Raw genomic sequence first — 21,588 nt, forward strand, 5'->3', positions numbered from 1 at the left:
CACGCTCGAATCGTTGCTGAGATTATAGCCACATTCCGTTCGAGGATAAACACTTCCGTGCATGTCTTTTACTACGCGTAAAATAGCGCTTTTAGATCTCGATGCTTTCTTTGCCAGCGCCGAGGTTCTGCGCGACCCCAGCTTACAGCACCGACCCTTTGCCGTTGGCGGCGGCGGCGAGCGCGGCGTAGTCGCAACAGCGAACTATTTGGCGCGGCAATTTGGTGTTCGTAGCGCCATGTCGGGTGCTTATGCGCGGCGCTTGTGTCCTGATTTGCATTTTGTCGCGCCAGACCACGGCTACTATCGACAGCTATCGCGGCAGGTGTTGGCAATTTTGCAAGAATTCACCGACCAAGTCGAGCCGGCCTCAATTGATGAGTTTTATCTTGATTTAACCGCTAATAGTGCCTTTCAAGGCAGTGCCAGCCGCACCCTTGAGGCGATTCGTGAGCGCCTTCGTGCCATTGGTTTGAGTGCCTCCGCCGGAATCTCCTGCCAAAAAATGGTCGCAAAAATTGCCAGCGAAGAGCGCAAACCCGATGGCCAATATGTGGTGCCCCCCGATCAGGTGGTTGATTATATTGCGCAACTCACCCTGAAACGCATTCCCGGCGTGGGCCCGAAAAGCTTAGAACGGTTGAATTTACTCGGCTTCTATCATGGCCGTGATGTACAACAGGCTGAAGTAACGCAATTACAGCAGATTCTCGGTGACAAAGCCGGTTGGCTATTGCATCAACGTTGTTTGGGTAATGACCCTCGCGCAGTAGTGACTGAGCGAGTACGTAAAAGCGTTGGGGTGGAAGAAACGCTGCGGCATGACCTCTTTCAACTACGAGGGGTTGAGCAATTTCTCGATGAAACCTTGTTACCCCAGTTGCTCAAACGGCTTGGTTGCCAGCGCTGGCAAGAAACCGCCATTAAGAGCCAAACGGTCAAGCTAAAGTTTACTGATTTTCAGCAAACCACGGTATCGCGCACCGGCAGCAAGGCCTCACCAAGTCTGTTTTATCAACTACTGCGTGAAGCGTGGGAGCGCCGTGAGCAGCGCGGTGTGAGGCTGATTGGCTTAAGCGTCATGCTGCCTGATCCCGATGATTATTTACAGCTAGAACTGGCGCTAGAATAACGGTAACTACCGAGTTCTAACACCTGATTACTGGCTTTTATTAACGCCAGCGCGCGTTGCACGTTGGCATCGTCTAAATGCCCCTCTAGCTCAATAAAAAAGTGATAAGCCCCAAAGCGTTGTCCGGTTGGCCGTGATACCAACGCGGTTAAGTTGACTCGAGCCAGCGCAAAGGCCTGCAAATGCTCGACCAATAAGCCGGGATGATCGGCATCATCAACAATGATAATGGCCGTTTTATAGTGCTGACTCGGTTCACGTACCGCTAACGGCTGGGGTTGCTGGAGCACAATAAACCGCGTTTCGTTATGAGGCACATCCGCGACATCGTGCACTACCTCGACAAAACTATGCTCACCAATAGCATGCTCAGGAACCAATGCCGCAGCAGGTTGATCTTGCGCCAATAGCAAGTGCAACGCTTCGGTATTGCTAGCGGTGGTGATAATTGGCGCATTCAGCCGCGCCAATGCCTCACTGCATTGCCCTTGCGCAACAAACTGAGCAAACACTTTTTGTGGTTTGTGATGGTTAGCCACCAGCGAAAAACGCACCGGTATACTCAGTTCGGCGATGATCTGTAACGGCTGTTTGAGCAAGCCGTCAATAACCGGAGATACCACCCCTTCGACGATATTTTCAAGCGGCACTACGGCAACTGAACACTCGCTACCCACAGCCGCCAGCGTACGTGCTAATGACGGATAAAATTGTAAGCTGGTCGGCACCGCTGCACTGGCGGCAAATTCTGCTGCAGCGAGTTCCGAGAATGTTCCGGCTGGCCCTAGCGTGGCGATGTTCACAGTCCCTTTACCTCACGTGATCAATCAATAAGGCATTCAACTTACTGCTTTTTTCAAGCCTATGCTAGACTAGTTCGACAAACTTCCGGAAGGCGCAAAGACATGAGTTGGCTTGCTATTCTGCCGCCCTTGGTGGCCATTATTGTGGTGTTTTGGCGTAAAGAGGTGATTGGCGCCTTGTTGCTCGCGGTATTTTGCTCGGAGCTGCTGTTAAGCCTAGGCGCTGAGCAAAACGTCGGTTATGCCTTTATTGGCACGCTAGAACGTATTGTTGACGTATTTAGCTCGCCGGGAAACACCCGCATTCTTATTTTCAGCCTGCTCGTGGGCGCGCTATTAGCCTATATTCGCGAGTCTGGCGGTGTGGCGGCTATGGTTGAAGCGCTATTACGCCGTGGCTTTGGTAAAACCAAACGCAGCGCCAGCTTGATGACGGTATTTACCGGCGTATTTGTGTTTGTTGAATCTAACTTAAGCGTGCTAACTGCCGGTATTTTGTCCCGCGGCTTGTTTGAAAAACTCGGCATGAGCCGTGCTCGCTTGGCCTACTTAATTGATAGCACCAGCGCGCCAATTTGTATTTTGATTTTGCTCAACGGCTGGGGCGCTTATGTGCTCGGCATGCTGGAACAACAAGACCTACCTGGCAATGCAGTCACCACGCTTTGGGCCAGTGTGCCCTTCAACTTTTACGCCTTAGTCACCTTAGGCTTGGTGTTCTACACCGCTATCAGTACCAAAGTACATGGACCATTAGCAGCCGTTGAAGCGCAGCCACAGCCAGCGCAAGACATCCCTGAGCAGCCACCGAGCAACAGCAAAGCTCGATACATGCTGGTGCCACTGTTGGTGATGGTATTGGGTATGGTGGCCTTTATGATCGGTACCGGTGGCGGCGATATTACCCAAGGTAACGGCTCTAAATCAGTACTTTATGCTACTGGTTTAGCCTGTTTGGTGGCCTATTTAATGCTGCTATTAAGCAAACGCAACCGTCATACCGAGCTGGTCAGCATGGGCTTTAAAGGTATGAGCGAGCTGCTGCCGCTAGTGACTATAGTGCTGCTCAGTCTGGCTTTAGGCAGCAGCTTAAAAGAGCTTGGTACTGGGGTATTCTTAGCTGGCTTGGTAGGTGACTTTCTACCGGTCATTTTAATTGCGCCCATGCTGTTTATTGCTGGTGCGCTGATTTCGTTTACCACCGGCACCTCGTGGGGTACTTTCGCTATTTTAATTCCTATAGCTGCACCGCTAATTATTGCACTGGATTTACCGGCCCCACTGATGCTGGCCGCTGTGCTTGGTGGCGGGGTTTTTGGTGATCACTGCTCTCCAATTTCCGACACAACTGCGGTATCATCGTTAGCCTCAGGTTGTGATTTGCTTGAACACGTGCGTACGCAGTTGCCGTATGCACTGGTGGCGGGCGCTGCAGCCGTGATCCTCTACCTCGTGGCCGGCATGGTCATGCTGTAACTGCTACTACGGAACCCACTAATTTATGGCCAATGGCGTGCATTTTCGTACCACTCGCGCAGAAATTAACCGTGCTGCGCTCACCCATAATGCAAAGATTATGCAAAGCCTGAGCGCGCCAGCTCACCTGCTTGGCGTGGTCAAGGCCGATGCCTATGGCCATGGTATGTTAGTTGCTGCGCGTGCTATTGATGAATACGTTGACGCCTTTGCCGTGGCTTTTATTGACGAAGCTCTACTGCTACGTGAAGCTGGCTTTATCAAACCTATTGTATTACTAGAGGGCTGTTTTTCTGCAGCCGAGCTACCTATTTGTGCGCACTACAATTTGCAGCCGGTGGTGCATGAACAAAGTCAACTAGACGCTATCGCCACCGCTAAACTGGTGCGGCCGTTGTCGGTGTGGTTGAAAGTAGATACCGGCATGCACCGCTTGGGCTGGGACCCAGAGCGCGTGGTTGCTGTTTATGCCGAACTCAGTGCCTGCCCACAGGTGACCTCTATTACGCTGATGTCTCACTTTGCCAACTCCGGTGAGGATGAACATCCAGTCACCCAATTACAACGCCAACGATTTGCTGCGGCCTGCGCACAAACCAAAGTACTGCATCAGAGCTTAGGTAATTCCGCCGCCTTGACCAGCAGCTTGAAAGACTATGAACAGCTGAGCGGCCATTGGCTGCGGGCCGGCGTTACTTTGTACGGGGTCAACCCGGATATGCAAAAGCAGGTGCACGCAGAACTGCGACCAGTGATGCGTTTAGTTGCCCCGGTGATAGCACTGCGGCACATCGCCGAAGGGGAACGGGTTGGTTATGGTAGCGGCTGGATTGCCGAGCGACCATCGCTGATAGCTACCCTAGCCATTGGCTACGCCGATGGCTATCCGCGCCACTGCAAAAGCGGCACTCCAGTGTTGATTCATGGCCAAAAGGCGCCTATTGCCGGCACCGTGTCGATGGATATGATCACCGTGGACGTGACCGATATTGAAGGCATTCAGGTGGGTGACGAGGCCGAACTGTGGGGACCACATTTATCGGTGCACGAAATTGCCGAGCATGCGGGTACTATCGGTTACGAGCTGCTGACCCGGGTCTCAGCCCGGGTACCACGGGTCGAAGTTTAATCGTCGCTTTTACGGGTGAGTTTATCCAAATAGCCCATTGCGAAGGCTGAGCCGACAAAAGTCAGGTGGATAATCACGTACCACTTGATGGTGTCATGGCCCATGTTTTGGGGGTTCATAAACACTTTAAGCAAGTGAATGGACGAAATAGCTACAATGGATGCCGCCACTTTATTTTTTAAGCCGCCTGAGTCAATTTTGCCCAACCACGCCAGCTTTTCTGAGTCGCGATTGATATCCAAGGTCGAGACGAAATTCTCGTAGCCACTGAGCATCACCATCACCAGCAAACCACCGACCAGCGCAATATCAATTAAGGTCAAGGTGAGTAGAATGAGATCTACTTCTTTGATTTCGAAAATAATAGGGACCACATGAAACACTTCTTGGAAGAATTTCAGGCCGAGTAAAATAACCGCCAAACTTAAGCCAAGATAAATAGGAGCTAGCAGCCAGCGCAGACTGTACATTAGGTTTTCTAGGAATCGTTCCATCGGTTGTCTCTCATTAACTGCCGAAAAGTAGGCTCATACTACCAAGCAACACCGCATATCTGCTAGCCTTTCCGATCGTCACCAATAGCAAAAATAGCGCTGCATTGACCCGCATCATACCCGCTACGAAAGTTAGCGCATCGCCAACCAATGGCGCCCAAGTCAGTAGTAACGACCATTTGCCGTAGCGCTGAAACCAGCGCTCCCCACGCTGCAAGCCTTCCGCCTTGAATGGAAACCAACTACGGTCTTGGTAACGCAGTAAATAGCGCCCCATCACGTAGTTCAGCACCGAACCCAGCACGTTGCCGCTGGTGGCTACAGCAAGCAGTAACCACGGGTCATAACCACGCTGCTGAGCTGCTATCAGCAAAATTTCTGAGCTACCGGGCAGCACGGTGGCGGCCAAGAAGGCCGCCAAAAATAGGCTAATTAACATAGTTTACGGGTTCTTACGATAGAGCTTAAACCACGCCAAAGTATGTTCAATTTTGCTGATCATCTGCGATGGCCGCGCGGTGACATTATGCGACGCTCCTGGTACCCGCACCATGGCGGTATCTATTTGGCGTAATTTCAGCGCTTGATAGAACTGTTCAATTTCCGACATTGGCACGCGGCGGTCATTTTCCCCGCTAAACAACAGGGTTGGGGTGGTTACATTGCCGACTAGTGACAGCGGTGAACGTTGCCAATAGTGAGCAAAATCCTCCCACGGCATAGCCGGAAACTGATTGCCGATCTGGCCAATGGAGCTATCTGCAGTGAGGGTCTTACTGATCCAGTTAATAACCGGATTGGTTGCCGCTGCGGCGTTGAAACGGTTAGTCAAACCGACCGCGTAGGTGGTGGCAATACCGCCGGCTGAACCGCCGGCAATAAATAGGTTATTGGCATCAACAAAGCCCTTAGCAATCAGCGCATCAATACCAGACATGTGATCGGCATGGTCACGCTCGGACGAATAGAAACCATCCAACAGCAAGGCGAAGGCTTCGCCGTACGAGGTGCTGCCTCGATAGTTGTTGTAGAACACCACATAGCCTTCAGCAGCGTAGCGTTGTAACTCGGCGCTGAACATCGGCCCGTAGGCTAAATGCGGGCCGCCATGGATCTCCACCATCAGCGGATACTTTTTACTGGCATCAAAATCAGGCGGCGTGAGGTACCAGCCTTGGATCTCGGTGTTGTCAAAGCTTGAGGCATAACGAATTTCATGCACTTCAGCGAGTTCCCGCTGAGTCAAAATGTCTTCATTGAGCGCGGTCAGGTTACGTGCTTTACCGGCTTGCTTGCCGGTGGTGGCAAGCACCGCCACATCGGCCGGACGCTGGGCGCTGCCACGAGTGTAGGCGAAGGTGCCGGTAGCTGGGGCAATAGAATACATGCCGCTGAGATACGGTCGACCCACCGACACACCGCCCACGTCATCGGTCCAGTCACGCAGCTTGCCTTTGCGGGTAACCGTGGCCAACTTGCTGCGGCCCCGATCGCTATACTGAATAACCAGGGTATCGTTGCTCAACCACTGCGGATCATCCACCGAGCGATCAAGCTCAGTGAGCAACTGACGTTGGCTCTGATCGGCCAAATTCAATAACGTTAAACGACTGTTTTGGTACGGTACGGGTTCATTGTTGCGATTTAAAAATGCTAGGGTTTTGCCATCGGGGCTGAGTACTGGGTTCCATTCTCGGCCTGCTGCCTTAGTGATTTGCGTCAGCTCACTGGTAGCAAGGCTCACTTGCCACAGATCACTTTCATTGGGCTGGTATTCCCAATTTGGATGGCGGTTGGTGGAGAATATCAACGCCTGATTATTGGGTAGCCAGGCAAGTGTGCCGCCATGATTGAACTGACCGCTGGTTAATTGACGGGCACTACCGCCCTCGCTGGGAACCACAAAAATCTGCCGATAGCTATTGGGCAAAATACCAGCCCCGTCTTGCTGATAATAGGTACGCTCAATCACTCGTGCTGGTGCTGCCCACTGCGCTTTTTCTGGCTTTTTGGGCTTTTGAATGGCCTTTTCAAAAGCGCTCTTTTCAGCCTCAACGGTCATACTGAACGCTAATTGTTTGGCATCAGGCGACCACGCAAATTGGCTTGGGCTAGACGGCACCTTGGTAACTTGCGCGACAGTTTGTGTCGCAACCCAGTACACGTGGATCTGATTTTGACCGCCACGGTTTGAGCTGAACGCCAACCGGCTGCCATCGGGAGACCAGCTCGGATTGCCGTAACTGAAATTATCAGCGAATAACGGTGTGTGCTGACCGCTGGCCACGTCAATTAACCACAAACTGCGTACGGTACTATCAGTCATTACATCAAAACTGTTGCGCACGTAGGCAATGTGCTTGCCATCTGGCGAGATCTGTACATCATTAGCGAATTCCAGCTGGAAAATATCCTCAGCTTGGAACGGTTTGGTGGTGCTGTGACGATGGTCGTCAGCAACATCGGCTGATGCGCCGAAGCTCATCACCGATACGCCCAATAACAGTGCTATTGTGGTAGCTAATCGCATAGGATCCTCATAAAGTGAACCAAATTGTTAAAGCGGTTGTATCATGGGTATGCTTACAGATACAATGAATTCAGACCAAACTGACAAAAAATCAGAGGTATAGCTCATGCGTGCCAGTCAAGTTTACAGCCTTGCGTTGCTCTGTATCGGTGTGACCACCTTGACGCTCAGCGCTTGCCAACCAGCGCTTGACGCACCAGTGCCTGAAACCAGTGCGGTAACGGCGATTACCAACGTCACCATTGTTGATTTTGATGGCCGCCAGGCACAACTCCTGCCGGGCCAAACGGTACTGGTAGAGGGTGACCGTATTCAAGCCGTGGGCAGCGATCTTGCCATACCGGCGCACGCCACAGAAATTATCGGCACCGAACAGTATTTACTGGCTGGCTTTACCGAAATGCATGGTCATGTACCACCCGCCGCCAGTTTTGGTCAACTTCCCGAGCGGTACTTAAACGATGTGTTGTTTCTCTATGTCGCCAACGGTGTCACCACCGTGCGCGGAATGCTTGGCTATCCGCACCAATTACAGCTCAAACAAGACATTGCCAATGGTCAGCGGCTTGGTCCTACGCTGTACTTGGCGGGGCCAAGCTTCAGTGGTAATTCGATAGAATCGGTGGAACAAGCCACCCAGCGGGTGATCGATCAGCGCGATGAAGGCTGGGATTTGTTGAAAATCCACCCCGGGTTAACACTGGAGCAATACCAAGCACTGGCCTCCACGGCAGCTGCGGCAGACATGGACTTTGCCGGCCACGTACCGGCTGCAGTTGGCTTAGAGCAGGCCTTAGCTGCCGGCCAACGCACCATTGATCATCTCGATGGTTACTTAGAATATGTCGATGCCACGCAGCGCCCCATTACTGCCGCCGAAATCAATCAGCTGGTTGAACTCAGTCTGCGCCACGGCGTGACTGTGGTACCCACCCAAGCACTATGGCAAACCTTGATTGGTGCGGGCAATGCCGAGGCGCTCACTGCCTACCCGGAACTAGCCCTAGTACCTCCGCAAGTACGTCAAGGCTGGCTCGATTTTCTCGACAATCCGCGCACCAGCTATTTCAATGCTGACACCGCACAAATCCAGCATAATAACCGCCAGCAACTGCTGCTGGCCTTGGTTCGCGCCGGTGTGCCTATGGTGTTTGGCACCGATGCACCCCAGCTGTTCAGCGTACCCGGCTATTCCATTCATCGTGAAATTGCCACCTTGCAACAAGCCGGATTTGGGATTGACGAAATTATCTACAGCGCCACCGTGGCCGCCGGTGATTATTTTGCCGAGCAGGACCATTTTGGCCGTATTCAGCCAGGTGCGCGGGCTGATTTTATGCTGTTACCAAGCAACCCACTGACTGATGCGAGTGCTATTGAGCGGCTTGAAGGCGTCATGCTGCGCGGGCAATGGCTTGATCGTGGCACCCTCGACACCCGTATAGCTGAGATTCAGGCGGCCTATCAAGATACAGCGCAGAACTGAGGTTAATATGTCAGCGACCAAATCATGGCTCACCCTGCTCAGTAACGCCTTGTTAGCGTTTGCTTTGCTGCTGTCCAGCTCCGCAGCGGCCCAAGTTGCCAGTGCTGTTGTGGAGCAGCCGCAACTTCGCGCGCAATTGCTGAGTGAAGCCCAGCAGGTTGCCGCTGGCGAGCGCTTTACCGTGGCAGTCAAACTGATGCCGGACGCCGGTTGGCACACCTATTGGGTCAACCCAGGCGACTCTGGTCTAGCGACCACATTGGCGTGGCAATTGCCCGCCGGTAGTGAAGCCGGCGCCATTCAATGGCCGATTGCCCACAAATTTAGGATTGGTCCGCTCGCTAATTATGGGTTTGAAGGTGATACCTATTTATTGACCGATATTGCTGTTCCAGCTGATTACAGCGCCAGCGACTATACCCTGGCGGTACGGGCCGATTGGTTGGTGTGCGAAGACTACTGCATTCCTGGCTTTGCCGAATTGTCGGTGACACTCCCGGTTGGCGCAGAAACCAGCTTAGCACCAAGCCAGCGCGATAGTTTTGCCAGTGCACGAGCGCAACTGCCTGAACGTGCTGATTGGCCAGCAGCCTTTGATATTCAAGCCAAGCAAGTCACTATCGCGGTGCGACATGCTGATGCCGCGGCCATGGCCAGCGATGACAGTTTTTACGCCTTTGTTGGCGCCGGCGAGCTGGTCGAGCACGCCACCGATGGTACGGTCTTTGTCAGTGACGACACCGTCTTCATCCAACGCCCACAGAACACCTTTTACAGCGGTGTTGCCGACACCATTCCCCTGCTACTAGTCAGCGACCAACGCGCCGTACTACTCAACGCCACCCAACAAGCTAAGGGGCAGGCACTTAACGTTAAGGGGCTGGCAGTTAACGCCGCGGTTAAACCGCCTGCCCCTTTAACAAATTTGCCACTGATGCTGTTGTTTGCGGTACTCGGCGGACTGATGCTGAACCTGATGCCGTGCGTTTTCCCAGTGTTATCGTTAAAAGCGCTGAGCATGGCCAATAGCGGCGACCAACGGCGCAGCCATGCGCTGTGGTATAGCGCTGGGGTCATCATCAGTTTCTTAGCCATTGCGGCCGTGCTGTTGGCACTGCGGGCAACCGGCGCAGCCTTGGGCTGGGGTTTTCAATTACAAAATCCATGGCTGATAGCCGCTATGGCATTGCTCTTTACCGCCATCGGTTTGAATTTGAGCGGATTGTACCAAGTAGCCACGCGGCTCATGGGCCTTGGCGGTTCCAGCCAGCCTGAGCATGGCCCGCGTGGCTCATTTGCCACTGGCGTGCTGGCGGTGGTCGTTGCCAGCCCCTGTACCGCACCCTTTATGGGCGTAGCGCTAGGCTTTGCCATTGTGCAGCCACCGCTGGTGGCACTATCGGTTTTTGCCGCGCTCGGCTTCGGTTTGGCCCTGCCGTTCTTGCTGATTGCCTGGATACCGGCGCTAGCTAAGCGGCTACCCCGCCCCGGCCAATGGATGGAGCGTTTTAAGCAATGGATGGCCGTACCCATGTACCTGACCGCGGTGTGGCTGATATGGGTGTTTGGCCGGCAAACCGGGGTGGATAGCATGGCATTACTGCTCATCGCCGCCGTACTAATGGCCACCATGTTGTGGTGGTTGGGCCTACGCCAACTGCAACCGCAACCGAGCATTACCGGCGGACTGCTAACACTGGCATTGATGAGCTTGAGTTTGCTGGCATTGGCCGCTTCATTGCAGTTTGCACAAGCACCAAGTAAAACTGCGACAGCTGCCGATAGCGAGCAGAACTGGCAGCCTTGGAGCGCCGCCAAGCTCAGTGAATTGCAGCAAGCTGGGCAACCAGTGTTCGTGAATATGACCGCCGATTGGTGTATCACCTGTTTGGCCAACGAAAAAGTAGCATTAGACACAGCGGCCACACGAGCGCTGTTCGCCGAACACACTATTGCCTATCTCAAAGGCGACTGGACCCTACAAGATCCCGCTATTACTGAGTATTTGGGCCAATTTTCGCGCAATGGCGTACCGTTATATGTACTTTATTGGCCCGGCCAAGAACCGCAGATACTGCCACAATTGTTAACCCCGGCGATAGTGCGTGAGCATATCACCCAATTTGTATCACCATGAATTTGACCTTGAGGACACGACCCATGTTGAAGCAACTACTGACCCTATTAACCGCAGCCCTGATCACCACCAGCGCTTGGGCTACCCCCGAAATTGGCCAGCCGGCACCAGCTTTTACCGTGATTGACAGTAAAGGCGTCACTCATAGTTTAAGTGACTTTGCCGGCAAAACTGTGGTGTTGGAATGGACCAACCATGACTGCCCGTTCGTGAGAAAGCACTATGAAACCGATAACATGCAAAGCTTGCAGCGCGAAATGACTGGGCAAGGCGTGGTGTGGCTGAGCGTTATATCGTCCGCTCCAGGCACCCAAGGCTTTGTCTCGTCAGCGCAAGCCGACCAACTAACCGCCGATCGCAACGCCGCACCCACCGCAGTGTTATTGGATAGTGATGGGGTAATGGGGCGCGCCTATGACGCCCGTGTGACCCCGCACATGTACGTGATCGATAGCAACGGCGTGCTGCGCTATGCCGGTGGTATTGATAGCTTGCCGACAGCAAAGCATGAAGACGTTGCTAAAGCCGACCCGTACTTTGCCACTGCGGCACGCGCAGTATTGGCTGGTGAAACCGTTGAGCGCAGCATCAGCCGCCCTTATGGCTGCACGGTGAAATACGCTGACTAACTTCACGACCCTGCTGGCGACCGTCGCCGCGCCCACCGTGTTGGTGGATAAGCGCAAAGCGGTGGCTAATATTAGCACCATGCAAGCAACCGCAGCGGCTGCTCAGGTAGCCCTGCGCCCGCATTTTAAAACCCATCAATCGGTGCCTATTGGGGAATGGTTTGGGCCAGCCCCCAGCACCGCTATCGCGGTGTCATCGGTCGCCATGGCTACGCGGTTCGCCACCGCCGGCTGGCGCGATATACTGCTTGCGATTCCGCTCAACCCGGGCGCGCTCAGCCACTATCAACAACTCGCCCAGCAGCTACGATTGGGTCTCACCATAGAGCATGAAGACGCGCTAGACACTGTGGCCGCTGTGCAAGCACCGGTAGACATTTATGTTGAACTAGATGCCGGCTATGGGCGCACTGGCCTAGCGATAACCCAAGTAGCACGCATTGATGCCCTGCTGCACCGCGCTCAGGCGCTCAGCAATGTTCGTCAGTTGGGGCTACTGCTGCATGCCGGCAACAGTTATAGCAGCCGTGGCGACGACGCTATTGCCGCCGTGCATCAGCACAGCCTCAGTGCCCTTGCGCAGCTGCTGGATCAACTCAGCTTTCCGCGCCAGCAATTACGCATTAGTGTGGGTGATACCCCTACCTGCAGCCGTATGCGCGAATTCCCCGGAGCCGATGAAATTCGCCCTGGTAACTACGTGTTCTATGATTTGATGCAACAGCAAATTGGCGCCTGCAACTGGTCGCAGGTAGCCTTGGCACTAGCCTGCCCAGTGATAGCCCGTTACCCAGAACGCGGTGAAGTGGTGGTGCATGGCGGTGCGGTGCATTTTAGTAAGGATTTTGTGCTGATCAACGGCCAGCCGGTTTATGGTCAAGTGATGCAAACCAGCCCCGATGGTTGGGGTGAACCGCTGCCACAAGCACAGCTAATTGGCTTATCACAAGAACACGGCAAAATACGTATGCCGGCTGAACAGATTGCGCAATTGCGTTTAGGTGAGGTGTTGGTGATTGTGCCAGCGCATTCCTGCTTGGTCATGGACGCCAGCCAAGGACAGTGCCAGATCATCAACTGATCTGGCACCGTATTTCTGAATTACTCTGCCGTTGCTGAGTATAATTTGACCCACTCAGTTAACAAGCGTACGCCATAACCATTGGCACCCGCTGGCGCTAAGCCACTGGCGCTCTCACTAAAGGCGCTACCGGCCATATCAATGTGTACCCACGGGGTGTCTTTGGCGAAGTGTTGCAAGAACAACGCACCCGCTTGCGCTCCCGGTGAACCGGTATTTTTGATATCGGCTAAATGGCTACGAATTGGGTTGTTATATGGCCCTAATGGTAATTGCCAAACAATTTCACCCGTCGCTTTGCCCGCCGCGGTGATGGTTGCAAGAATATCGTCATGTGCAGTAAACACCGCCGAATATTCACTGCCCAACGCGCCTACTTTTGAACCCGTTAAGGTGGCGATATCAGCAATGGCACGCGGCTTGAATTTGTCCCGTGCGTACCAAATGCCATCGGCCAAGATCAATCGGCCTTCAGCATCAGTGCTGGCCACTTCAATGGTGGTGCCATCACCCGCTTTAAGCACATCACCAGGCAAAATCGCTTCGCCAGAAATCAGGTTGTGTGACAATGGCACCACACCCACCACATTCACCTCGGCCTGCTGACGCGCTAAAGCTAATACCGCACCAACTACCGCTGCACCGCCAGCTTTATCAGTTTGCATGCGTAAAATAGAACCGCCTGAGGTTTTCAGGTTATAGCCACCGGTATCAAAGGTATTGCCCTTGCCAACCAAAGCAATGGGTTGGTCGTTGCTGCCCTCATAATGCATCACCAACAAATGCGCTTTATGCTGGCTGCCTTGGCTCACCCCATACAAAGAGCCCATACCCGCAGCTTTCACTTGCTCAGGGTTCAACACCGTGACTTTCACTCCAGCAGCTTTACCTGCCGCCGCAGCCATGTCAGCAATGGCTTTTGGATAGCCATCACCACCCGGCAAGTTAGTAATGTCGCGGGCTACAAATACACCCTCAGCAATGGCTGTGGTTTGCTGGTAGGCCGAAGTTGCCGCATCTGGGTCGGCAACCTGCCAATAGATGCTCTGACTTGGCCGCGCTTCTGGTGTGCTCTTGTACCGATCAAAGCGGTAATTACGTAGATCCATGCCGTGCGCAATGGCTGCCGCTAAAGTACTGCTGGTCGCCACATCAGCTACTAAACGCGCCTCAATTTGAACGCGCTCAATACCCTTGCTGCCAGCCATCTTGGCAGCCAAGGTAGCACCCAATAGTTCGGCATCGGCACGGCTCATAGCGCCGCCTTCACCCACACCGACCAACCATACGCGGCTATTAGCCAGGTTAACGGGCGCCAGCACTTCAACTACTTGCTTGGCTTTACCGGTGAACTCAGCAACCGACGCAGCACCTTTGATGTGGTTTTGGGCATTGCTCGGCCAACGCGCAACTACCGGCTCGACGCCCTCAGGAACCAACACAATTAAGGTATCTGAATTACGCTGGTGCACATCACCAAACACATGTTTGGTATTCAAATAATTAGCACTTACTGGCGCCACTAAGGCCAATGCCAGTAGCGCACTAATTGCACGAATGAACTTCATACGGAGCTTCCTCTAGTGATATTTTGTCGCCAAGATTGCGTAATTTGGTCGCTAAAGACAAGCAAATTCGTATGCACACGCGATTAATTGCGTACTCGGTGCGATAGTTATCCGACGCCCTAACATTGCAACCACACGCCGTGATCGGTATGTTGAAGCACCAACCTCTGGGTGAAGGAAAAACTCATGCGTAAGTTAGTTGTGGTGCTACTCGTCGTGGCGCTGGCGGTAGGGATTTTTTATCCGCGCCAGCCAACATCATTTTCGGTACATAGCGTGCGTGACAACGCCCAGCGTGCGCTGCACGATTTTACTATTCCCGGCCTTGCGGTGGTGGTAGTGAAAGATGGCAAGGTGTTAGTAGCTGAGGGCTTCGGTATTCGGAATGTCCAAACCGGCGATCCAGTCAACGCCGATACCCTGTTTGGCGTAGCCTCCCACACCAAAGCTTTTACTGCTGCGGCCATAGCGCAGCTGGTTGAGCAAGGTAAGCTAAATTGGGATGACCGCGTGGTACAACACATTCCCGAGTTTGCCCTGAGTGATCGCACCATCAGCGACCGTATCACCGTGCGCGATCTGCTTAGCCACCGTACCGGTCTGGGCTTAGGCGCTGGTGATTTGATGATTTGGCCGGCCACCGATAAGACCACGGCTGATCTTTTGACCGGGCTTGCCCATGTACCTATGGCCCGCGATCTGCGCCAGGGTTTTGCCTACAACAACCTGATGTTTGTGGTAGCTGGCGAAGTGATCAGCCGAGTGAGTGGCATGCCCTACGCTGACTATGTGCAGCAGCATTTACTGCAACCGGCGGGCATGCAACGCTCGGTGATTGGCTTTTCAAAAATACCCAGCGGCGAGCAAAACTTTGCCATTGGCCACGCCGAAATTCGCGCTGAACAAGGCGATGAACTGAGGCCTTTTGCCCTCGATTATCTAGAAGACTTTGCCGCGGCCGGCGCGCTTGCCAGCAGCGCCAACGACTTCAGCCAGTGGCTGCTGACCCAACTCAACGAAGGTGAGAGCCCAACCGGCAACGCACTTTTTACCCCAGAATCGCAACGAACTATGTGGCAACTCACTACACCGCTGTCCGTTGGCCCCAGCATGGCCGCAGATGGCACTTACTTTCGTGGTGTGGGCCTAGGCTGGTTCGTGAAAGACTTCCATGGTGTGCGGCACATCTCTCACAGTGGCGGTATTCTCGGTATGCTATCGCTGACGACCATCATTCCCGAGCATGACTTTGCCATTACCGTGATGAGCAACCAACAGGCATTTGATGCGTTAACCGCCATCACCAACGAGGCCTTAGAACAGTTGCTGGACTTGCCGGACTACGATCATTTCGCCAGCGCCAAAGCCAGCTACCAAGACATGATGGCAGAGAAAGGGGAATTTGTACTTGCTCCGGGCGATGGCAGCGCAGCGAGCTTAGACATTGCTGACTATAGCGGTTTGTTCAGCGACAACTGGTATGGCGACATCATTATTGCCCAGCATGGCGACGACCAATTGACCATTCGCTTTGCTCATTCGCCGTTGCTACTCGGCACGCTCGAGCACTATCAAGGCGACACCTTTGTTGCACGCTGGAACGAGCGTCTGTTAGAAGCCGACGCCTTCGTCCATTTTGAGCTGCAAGACGGCGAAGTACGCGGCGCCCGCATGGAAGCAGTAGCCCCCTTTACCGACTTCAGCTTTGACTTTCACAATCTTAAGCTGATTAAGCGCTAGTAGCCGCTGCAGCGAACGAATTAGTGGTGGCGAAACTCCATTGTGTTGTATGCTGATGCTCATATCAACATGATGGAGTTTCGTGTTTGCATTTACCCACACTAATTGGCGTCACCTTACTGATTAACCTGTTGCTAGGTGCTTTCATGCTGGTGGTGTTTCAGCTGCGCCGGCAAGTGTGTTTTCGCTACTGGGCGTTTTCATGTTGGGTGTTTGTGCTCGCTGGGATCTTTGTGGCGGCACGAAACTTTATCGACCAGCCATGGTTAACCTACTGGCTGGCCGATTTATTGCTGATTAGTGCGCCGCTATTGGCGCTGCTTGGCATCCTGCAATTTTTCCAAAAACCGCTGTTGCACGCTGCCCGCATCAGCGTTGCCGTGCTGCTTAGCAGCGCCGTCATGTTAGCACTGGTTATTGACGAACTGCGTTACCTAACCAGCTTTGCCTCGCTGGTGATTGCCGGTTGCTTTATTAGCGGCGCATGGCTGGTGCGCTATCAACCGAGTCGCTCTAACTTATCGTTGCACTTACTATTTTGGGTGTACGTGGCGCATGCGCTGGTGATGGTTGGCCAAGCTGTGTTCATGTTGGTTGGTATTACCGAATGGTTCCACGCGGCGGTAGTTAGCCACATTATTTTGACCACCGCCACGGCGTTGTTATTCCCATTGTTGACCTTTGTTCAGCGTGAAGACAGCCTGGCCCGACTGGCCCATTTAGACGACCTCACTCAGCTCTCCAACCGGCGTGCATTTTTTACTGAAGCACCGCTTTTACTGGAGTTGGCCTACGCCAATCAGGACAATGTGAGCCTGATGATGATCGATCTGGACCATTTCAAAGCCATTAATGATCAGCATGGCCACGCCGTTGGCGACCGCTGCTTACGCTGGGTGGCACGGCGCTTAAAGGCGGAATTGCGTGAACACGATCTGATTGGGCGTATTGGCGGCGAAGAATTTGCGGTGTTACTCGGCAAAGCCGACCATGCCCGCGCGCAAGCCATTGGTGAACGCCTCTGTCAGCGCATTCACGCTAGCCCCTATCGCCACGGCGACACCATGATTGCCCTTAGCATCAGTATTGGCGGCGTTTGGGCCGGCACCACTGCGCGGTCGCTGCAAGCGCTGCTAGCCGATGCCGACCAAGCTCTATATAGCGCCAAACAAGCTGGCCGTAATCAATTAGTGATGGTAACTGCGGCCGAACACAGCGAAAACTAGCTGCGCACCAGCGCCAATTGCGAGCTAGACGGTAGACAGCAGCGCGACACGACACTATAATGCCGCTCTCGCTTAATCAACAGGTTAAGCGGCTCCTTTCTAAGCACCCGTAGCTCAGCTGGATAGAGCGCTGCCCTCCGGAGGCAGAGGTCAGAGGTTCGAATCCTCTCGGGTGCGCCATACATAGTAAGTCATTTCAAGATAGTAACCACTAACACTTGTTTTATTGTTTATTCCTGTCGTCTTTTTCCTTTTGCTTCCGGCGTTTTGGCTCTATCACGACGCAACTATTGCCACAGATTCCTGGCGTTGGAAACCATCGATGTTGAAGCACTTTGCCATTGTACCGGTGGTGTTGTGTCTGAGCATTGCGCTCGCACTACTTCCTAGCAGCGACTTTCAGCAGATGTTTTTCTCTTCAGAGCCGGTCGAAACACCATGGCTTATCACGTTAGCTATGGCGTTTGCTTTCTTCTTAGTGGTCTGGTTCATACTCAGTTGCGGCTACGTGTTCAGTATTTTTAGTCGGACACTGGCTTACCACAAAAACATCCGGCTTATCTACGCCGTGGCCAGCAAGAAAATCAAGTGACGCATGTTTAACTATCCTTGTGGCGACACATCACCGTTCCGACCCACACGAACCAAACGATTTGAGTTAATCCAAAGGCTTCTTTCATAAAAGGCAAACTTGGAAAAACCGTAAGGACGCCAAATGCGCCGACGAATAAGCCTACAATACATAGCAACCTTGAAAATATAGGCGAACGCAGCCCAGCAATACTTAAAAGAAGCACCCACATACCGCCGACCACTTCAATTCCACCGCCAAGCGCATTCACAATCATGGTGTAGCTATAAAATAGGACTGCCGCCGCCTGTGGGTCTTTTGCGTACATTGTGATCATGGTGTTCATACCCACCAAGGCAATCATTCCTGCGCACATCATGAGCACGACCCAGATGAAGCCAAATAGACTGGAGCTGTTGAGTAAATGCCGACTTACGCCCGACAACCTGTTATGGATAGCTTGCACCGCAACGAGTAATAAAAATCCAAAAATGAAGTAGCCCAACAGGTAAGCAATACCAATGAGATCCTGCTCGGTCATTACATAAATAATTCTCTCGTTGATATCCGGGCCTTGGGGAATCGCAAGCAATGCGCCAAAGATAATAAACATACCGAGATAGCACACTGGCATTAAAAAGAATGCGAGCGCCCCAAAGCGAGATAGTTTCGAATCACTTACCTGACTGTGACGCATCGTTTCAATCGACATACTGAACCTCATATTCGTTACTAAAAATCAACGTTCATGAGACGATAATACGAGATGGTTGCAGCCCGTTCGTCCTTCCCACGTAGGAAAGACAGTTTGGGCAAGCTCTGTGCTATGCTGATTTTTTTCAGGTAGGTGTACCGACATTTATGTTAGCTATCTTTTTTTCTTCGATAGCCATGGCTGTGGCAGGCTTTGCTATTTTTCATATTCCTAAGCGCCGATCGAGGGGACCTCTGCTCCTGCTTCTCAGTTGTCTTTTTTATTTATCCTCGGGTGCTGTGGTGTTTGAGTTAGCGCCAAATCTTGTACACCTTTACGTGAGTTTTATTCCTGTCGTCTTTTTCCTTTTGCTTCCGGCGTTTTGGCTCTATCACGACGCAACTATCGCCACAGATTCCTGGCGTTGGAAACCATCGATGTTGAAGCACTTTGCCATTGTACCGGTGGTGTTGTGTCTGAGTATTGCGCTCGCACTACTTCCTAGCAGCGACTTTCAGCAGATGTTTTTCTCGTCAGAGCCGGTCGAAACACCATGGCTCATCACTTTAGCTATGGCGTTTGCTTTCTTTCTAATGCTCTGGTTCATACTCAGTTGCGGCTACGTGTTCAGTATTTTTCGTCGGACGCTGGCTTACCACAAAAACATCCGGCTTATCTACGCCGACGAGTCAGGACGCAAACTCAACTGGGTCATTATCACCGCGGCTCTGATGTTCCTGACCTGGATGTACGCTTTGATTGTGCTCACCGTAGAGAATCGACTTGCTCACTTCGGTTTCTCAGAAACCGGAGTGTTAATTCTGTTGTCGCTTATCGTGTGGTTAGTCGCTCACAACGGTATCAAACAGCACCCTGGGTTCAGTGAGACACAGGAAACGAATACTGAAATAGCGCAAGTGATAAAAACACAAGCCTATGAACGCTCGGCACTGCGCAAAACCGATTTGCTGCGAATTGCAGCAAAGATAGAAACCGCAGTAACGCAAGACAAGGTTCATCTGGAATCAGACTTAAGTCTGGTCAAACTGGCGAAACATGTCGCTGAACCACCCCAGTATATTTCCCAAACATTGTCGCAACACCTCGGTACCACCTTCTTTGACTTTATAAACAAAGCCAGAATCGACAACGCGTGCCAGTTGCTAACAACGTCAGATCACTCCGTGCTGGACATTGCCTACGCGACAGGTTTCAACTCCCGCTCGGCTTTTTATAAAGCGTTTAAAAACTACCTGAATCAGACCCCAAGCAAATACCGAGCGAATTGCCCCTAATGCACGCTGTCCTTCCTAGGTGGGAAGGACGAAACGCCTGTTTGCACCCCGTACTATCGCTTCACAAAAAACTGACATTTGCTATGCCACACTCACCGGCTCGCGAAACCGATAAGAAAGAATCATGAAAAAAGTAATCTTAGTTATTCTGGCCTCTACCCTGCTTCAAGCATTGCCAGCAGCCACCCAGACAACCACTCCAAAGGACACTTTTACGCAAGCCATTATCGAGAAAGTGATCGCGGCCTATGGCGGTGATGTGCTCTTACAGGCCGACAGCATTAAAGTAATTGATTACAACAAAGGCCCGTGGCCTGGCGAAGGTGAAACGCCCACTATTCCCGAGTTATGGCGAATCAATGAAGAACTGACAATAGACTTCGTGGGACAGCGCAAAAGCTTGCTGTCTTACCGCGTGCCGCGAACCACCATAGATTTGGAAAAGTGGATTCAGCAAGGTGATCAAACCATCGTTTTCGACATCCTGCATAAAAAATATTCCGAACAAAACTGGGCTACTTTTGCACGCCTTGGAGCGTCACTAGAACGCAGTAGCGATACGTTGCATGCTCGACGCTTGGCGAGTCTGAAAGGTGAGCTAGACTATGCTGGCGATGACTATTTCCGTGGACGCTTGCAACAAAAACTGACCTACGTAACCGACTCCGGCGAGCGCTATACCTACTTCATTGACAACGCAAATGGGCTTATCCACAAGCTGCTGCGCCAGCACCCTCGCGCCGGCGATCTGCTTTATGTTTTTGCCAATCACAGTACCGATAGCAAAGTCGCTTTTGCTCGCGACATGAACTTCTTTGTCAATGGCGAACTGCGCTTAACTTCAGTTCACCGTGCCATTGAACTTGATCCAGATCTCGAAACCGCCTTTCAAGGCTTTGACGATTTTACCCCTTGGGGCGAAACGATTGACGCTTCAGAGTTAACAGCCAAAATGATTTCCGATGGCGTGTATCAAGCTGGCTCAGGTCGCGCACTTACGGTGTTTATTGAACAGCCTGATCATTATATTGCGATGGGTTCCGCAGATGCCTTAGCAGAGAATTTCGCTGCGGTGAAAGAGCTCTCTCAACAAGCGAAACCTCTTAACTACTTTGTCGTCACACATCATCATAATGCCAACGTTCGCGGCTTAGATCACGCCATAGCGCTGGGTGCGACAATAGTGGTTGCTGAACAACATCGAGCGACTATTTTAGGCCATGTGGCTGTAGATGTGACTGACAGCCAAGTCATTGTCGTCCCGCCACGAGCCACATTTTCGTTAGGTGATTTGAAGCTAATTGATATCGCGACCGCACACGCACGCCATTACTTACTAGCCTACCTGCCGGCAGCTAAAATGGTGCTGGCAGAAGACCATTACGTTACCGACTTAAAAACCGCAAAACCACGGATCTATCACGACATGGTGCGCTTTGCTGACGCTCTCGATGAGCTCAATATTGCAGTAGAGACGCTAGTAGATATTCGTGGTTGGCGCCAATTCAGCATGGAAGAATTAACGCAATGGACACGCGATTTTACGCCGAAAACCTGCCCACCAGGCTACACGATTTGCGTAAACGGTTAAGATGTT

18 protein-coding genes and 1 tRNA gene are annotated in these 21,588 nt (G+C 52.4%); 13 read left to right on the forward strand and 6 right to left on the reverse strand.

Annotated features, from left to right (window positions below; translation table 11 throughout):
- Nucleotides 1-61: 61 nt before the first annotated feature.
- Nucleotides 62-1,132 carry a DNA polymerase IV gene (gene dinB, locus EFO84_RS06385; protein WP_127347216.1) on the forward strand — a complete coding sequence of 357 codons (1,071 nt, stop codon included), beginning with the start codon at nucleotides 62-64 and terminating at the stop codon, nucleotides 1,130-1,132.
- Here the strand turns inward: dinB and EFO84_RS06390 are convergent.
- Nucleotides 1,102-1,935, reverse strand: coding sequence for a prephenate dehydratase (locus tag EFO84_RS06390; protein WP_127347217.1), 834 nt, complete (start codon nucleotides 1,933-1,935; stop codon nucleotides 1,102-1,104). The two genes, dinB and EFO84_RS06390, sit on opposite strands and share 31 nt — an antisense overlap.
- A 102-nt stretch (nucleotides 1,936-2,037) precedes the next feature.
- Between EFO84_RS06390 and EFO84_RS06395 the strand changes: the two genes are divergently transcribed.
- Nucleotides 2,038-3,411: a Na+/H+ antiporter NhaC family protein gene (locus EFO84_RS06395; protein ID WP_127347218.1), complete on the forward strand. Its 1,374-nt coding sequence runs from the start codon at nucleotides 2,038-2,040 to the stop codon at nucleotides 3,409-3,411.
- A 25-nt stretch (nucleotides 3,412-3,436) separates the two neighbouring features.
- Nucleotides 3,437-4,540, forward strand: a complete 1,104-nt coding sequence (gene alr, locus EFO84_RS06400) for an alanine racemase (RefSeq protein ID WP_240642656.1) — start codon at nucleotides 3,437-3,439, stop codon at nucleotides 4,538-4,540.
- On the opposite strand, the gene EFO84_RS06405 is transcribed toward alr, so the two are convergent.
- Genes EFO84_RS06405 through EFO84_RS06415 form a run of 3 tightly spaced genes read right to left on the reverse strand, consistent with a single transcriptional unit; the run spans nucleotide 4,537 to nucleotide 7,564 of the window.
- Nucleotides 4,537-5,034: a TIGR00645 family protein gene (locus EFO84_RS06405; protein WP_127347219.1), complete on the reverse strand. Its 498-nt coding sequence runs from the start codon at nucleotides 5,032-5,034 to the stop codon at nucleotides 4,537-4,539. The two genes, alr and EFO84_RS06405, sit on opposite strands and share 4 nt — an antisense overlap.
- A 13-nt stretch (nucleotides 5,035-5,047) precedes the next feature.
- Nucleotides 5,048-5,473, reverse strand: a complete 426-nt coding sequence (locus EFO84_RS06410; RefSeq protein WP_127347220.1) for a YqaA family protein — start codon at nucleotides 5,471-5,473, stop codon at nucleotides 5,048-5,050.
- 3 nt (nucleotides 5,474-5,476) lie between these two features.
- Nucleotides 5,477-7,564 carry a S9 family peptidase gene (locus EFO84_RS06415; RefSeq protein WP_127347221.1) on the reverse strand — a complete coding sequence of 696 codons (2,088 nt, stop codon included), beginning with the start codon at nucleotides 7,562-7,564 and terminating at the stop codon, nucleotides 5,477-5,479.
- Between the two features lie 106 nt (nucleotides 7,565-7,670).
- Between EFO84_RS06415 and EFO84_RS06420 the strand changes: the two genes are divergently transcribed.
- The 4 genes from EFO84_RS06420 to EFO84_RS06435 are packed head-to-tail and all read left to right on the forward strand — an operon-like array spanning nucleotide 7,671 to nucleotide 12,897.
- On the forward strand, nucleotides 7,671-9,050 hold the full coding sequence (locus tag EFO84_RS06420) for an amidohydrolase family protein (RefSeq protein ID WP_127347222.1): 1,380 nt from the start codon (nucleotides 7,671-7,673) through the stop codon (nucleotides 9,048-9,050).
- Between the two features lie 7 nt (nucleotides 9,051-9,057).
- A complete protein-coding gene (locus EFO84_RS06425; protein ID WP_127347223.1) occupies nucleotides 9,058-11,187 on the forward strand; it encodes a protein-disulfide reductase DsbD family protein in 2,130 nt (709 codons plus the stop codon).
- Nucleotides 11,188-11,210: 23 nt separating this feature from the next.
- A complete protein-coding gene (locus EFO84_RS06430) occupies nucleotides 11,211-11,816 on the forward strand; it encodes a redoxin domain-containing protein (protein WP_127347224.1) in 606 nt (201 codons plus the stop codon).
- 37 nt (nucleotides 11,817-11,853) lie between these two features.
- Nucleotides 11,854-12,897 (forward strand): alanine racemase, encoded by a 1,044-nt coding sequence (locus EFO84_RS06435; protein ID WP_164742392.1) that lies wholly within the window; start codon nucleotides 11,854-11,856, stop codon nucleotides 12,895-12,897.
- A gap of 20 nt (nucleotides 12,898-12,917) precedes the next feature.
- Here the strand turns inward: EFO84_RS06435 and EFO84_RS06440 are convergent, their stop codons facing one another.
- Complete coding sequence (locus tag EFO84_RS06440) at nucleotides 12,918-14,465, reverse strand: leucyl aminopeptidase family protein (RefSeq protein ID WP_127347226.1); 1,548 nt, start codon at nucleotides 14,463-14,465, stop codon at nucleotides 12,918-12,920.
- A gap of 186 nt (nucleotides 14,466-14,651) precedes the next feature.
- Between EFO84_RS06440 and EFO84_RS06445 the strand changes: the two genes are divergently transcribed.
- The 4 genes from EFO84_RS06445 to EFO84_RS06460 all read left to right on the forward strand — a co-directional run bounded on the left by EFO84_RS06445 (nucleotide 14,652) and on the right by EFO84_RS06460 (nucleotide 18,023).
- Nucleotides 14,652-16,205 carry a serine hydrolase gene (locus EFO84_RS06445; protein WP_127347227.1) on the forward strand — a complete coding sequence of 518 codons (1,554 nt, stop codon included), beginning with the start codon at nucleotides 14,652-14,654 and terminating at the stop codon, nucleotides 16,203-16,205.
- Between the two features lie 86 nt (nucleotides 16,206-16,291).
- Nucleotides 16,292-17,431: a GGDEF domain-containing protein gene (locus EFO84_RS06450; RefSeq protein WP_127347228.1), complete on the forward strand. Its 1,140-nt coding sequence runs from the start codon at nucleotides 16,292-16,294 to the stop codon at nucleotides 17,429-17,431.
- Between the two features lie 103 nt (nucleotides 17,432-17,534).
- A tRNA-Arg gene (locus EFO84_RS06455) sits at nucleotides 17,535-17,611 on the forward strand.
- 142 nt (nucleotides 17,612-17,753) lie between these two features.
- A complete protein-coding gene (locus tag EFO84_RS06460) occupies nucleotides 17,754-18,023 on the forward strand; it encodes a hypothetical protein (RefSeq protein ID WP_127347229.1) in 270 nt (89 codons plus the stop codon).
- Between the two features lie 7 nt (nucleotides 18,024-18,030).
- On the opposite strand, the gene EFO84_RS06465 is transcribed toward EFO84_RS06460, so the two are convergent.
- A complete protein-coding gene (locus EFO84_RS06465; protein WP_127347230.1) occupies nucleotides 18,031-18,714 on the reverse strand; it encodes a hypothetical protein in 684 nt (227 codons plus the stop codon).
- A 149-nt stretch (nucleotides 18,715-18,863) separates the two neighbouring features.
- Here EFO84_RS06465 and EFO84_RS06470 point away from each other — a divergent pair, with 149 nt between their 5' ends.
- On the forward strand, nucleotides 18,864-19,991 hold the full coding sequence (locus tag EFO84_RS06470) for a helix-turn-helix transcriptional regulator (protein WP_127347231.1): 1,128 nt from the start codon (nucleotides 18,864-18,866) through the stop codon (nucleotides 19,989-19,991).
- 124 nt (nucleotides 19,992-20,115) lie between these two features.
- Nucleotides 20,116-21,582 carry an MBL fold metallo-hydrolase gene (locus tag EFO84_RS06475; protein ID WP_127347232.1) on the forward strand — a complete coding sequence of 489 codons (1,467 nt, stop codon included), beginning with the start codon at nucleotides 20,116-20,118 and terminating at the stop codon, nucleotides 21,580-21,582.
- Nucleotides 21,583-21,588: the final 6 nt, after the last annotated feature.

Source organism: Pseudidiomarina mangrovi (assembly GCF_003999375.1).
GTDB lineage: Bacteria > Pseudomonadota > Gammaproteobacteria > Enterobacterales > Alteromonadaceae > Pseudidiomarina > Pseudidiomarina mangrovi.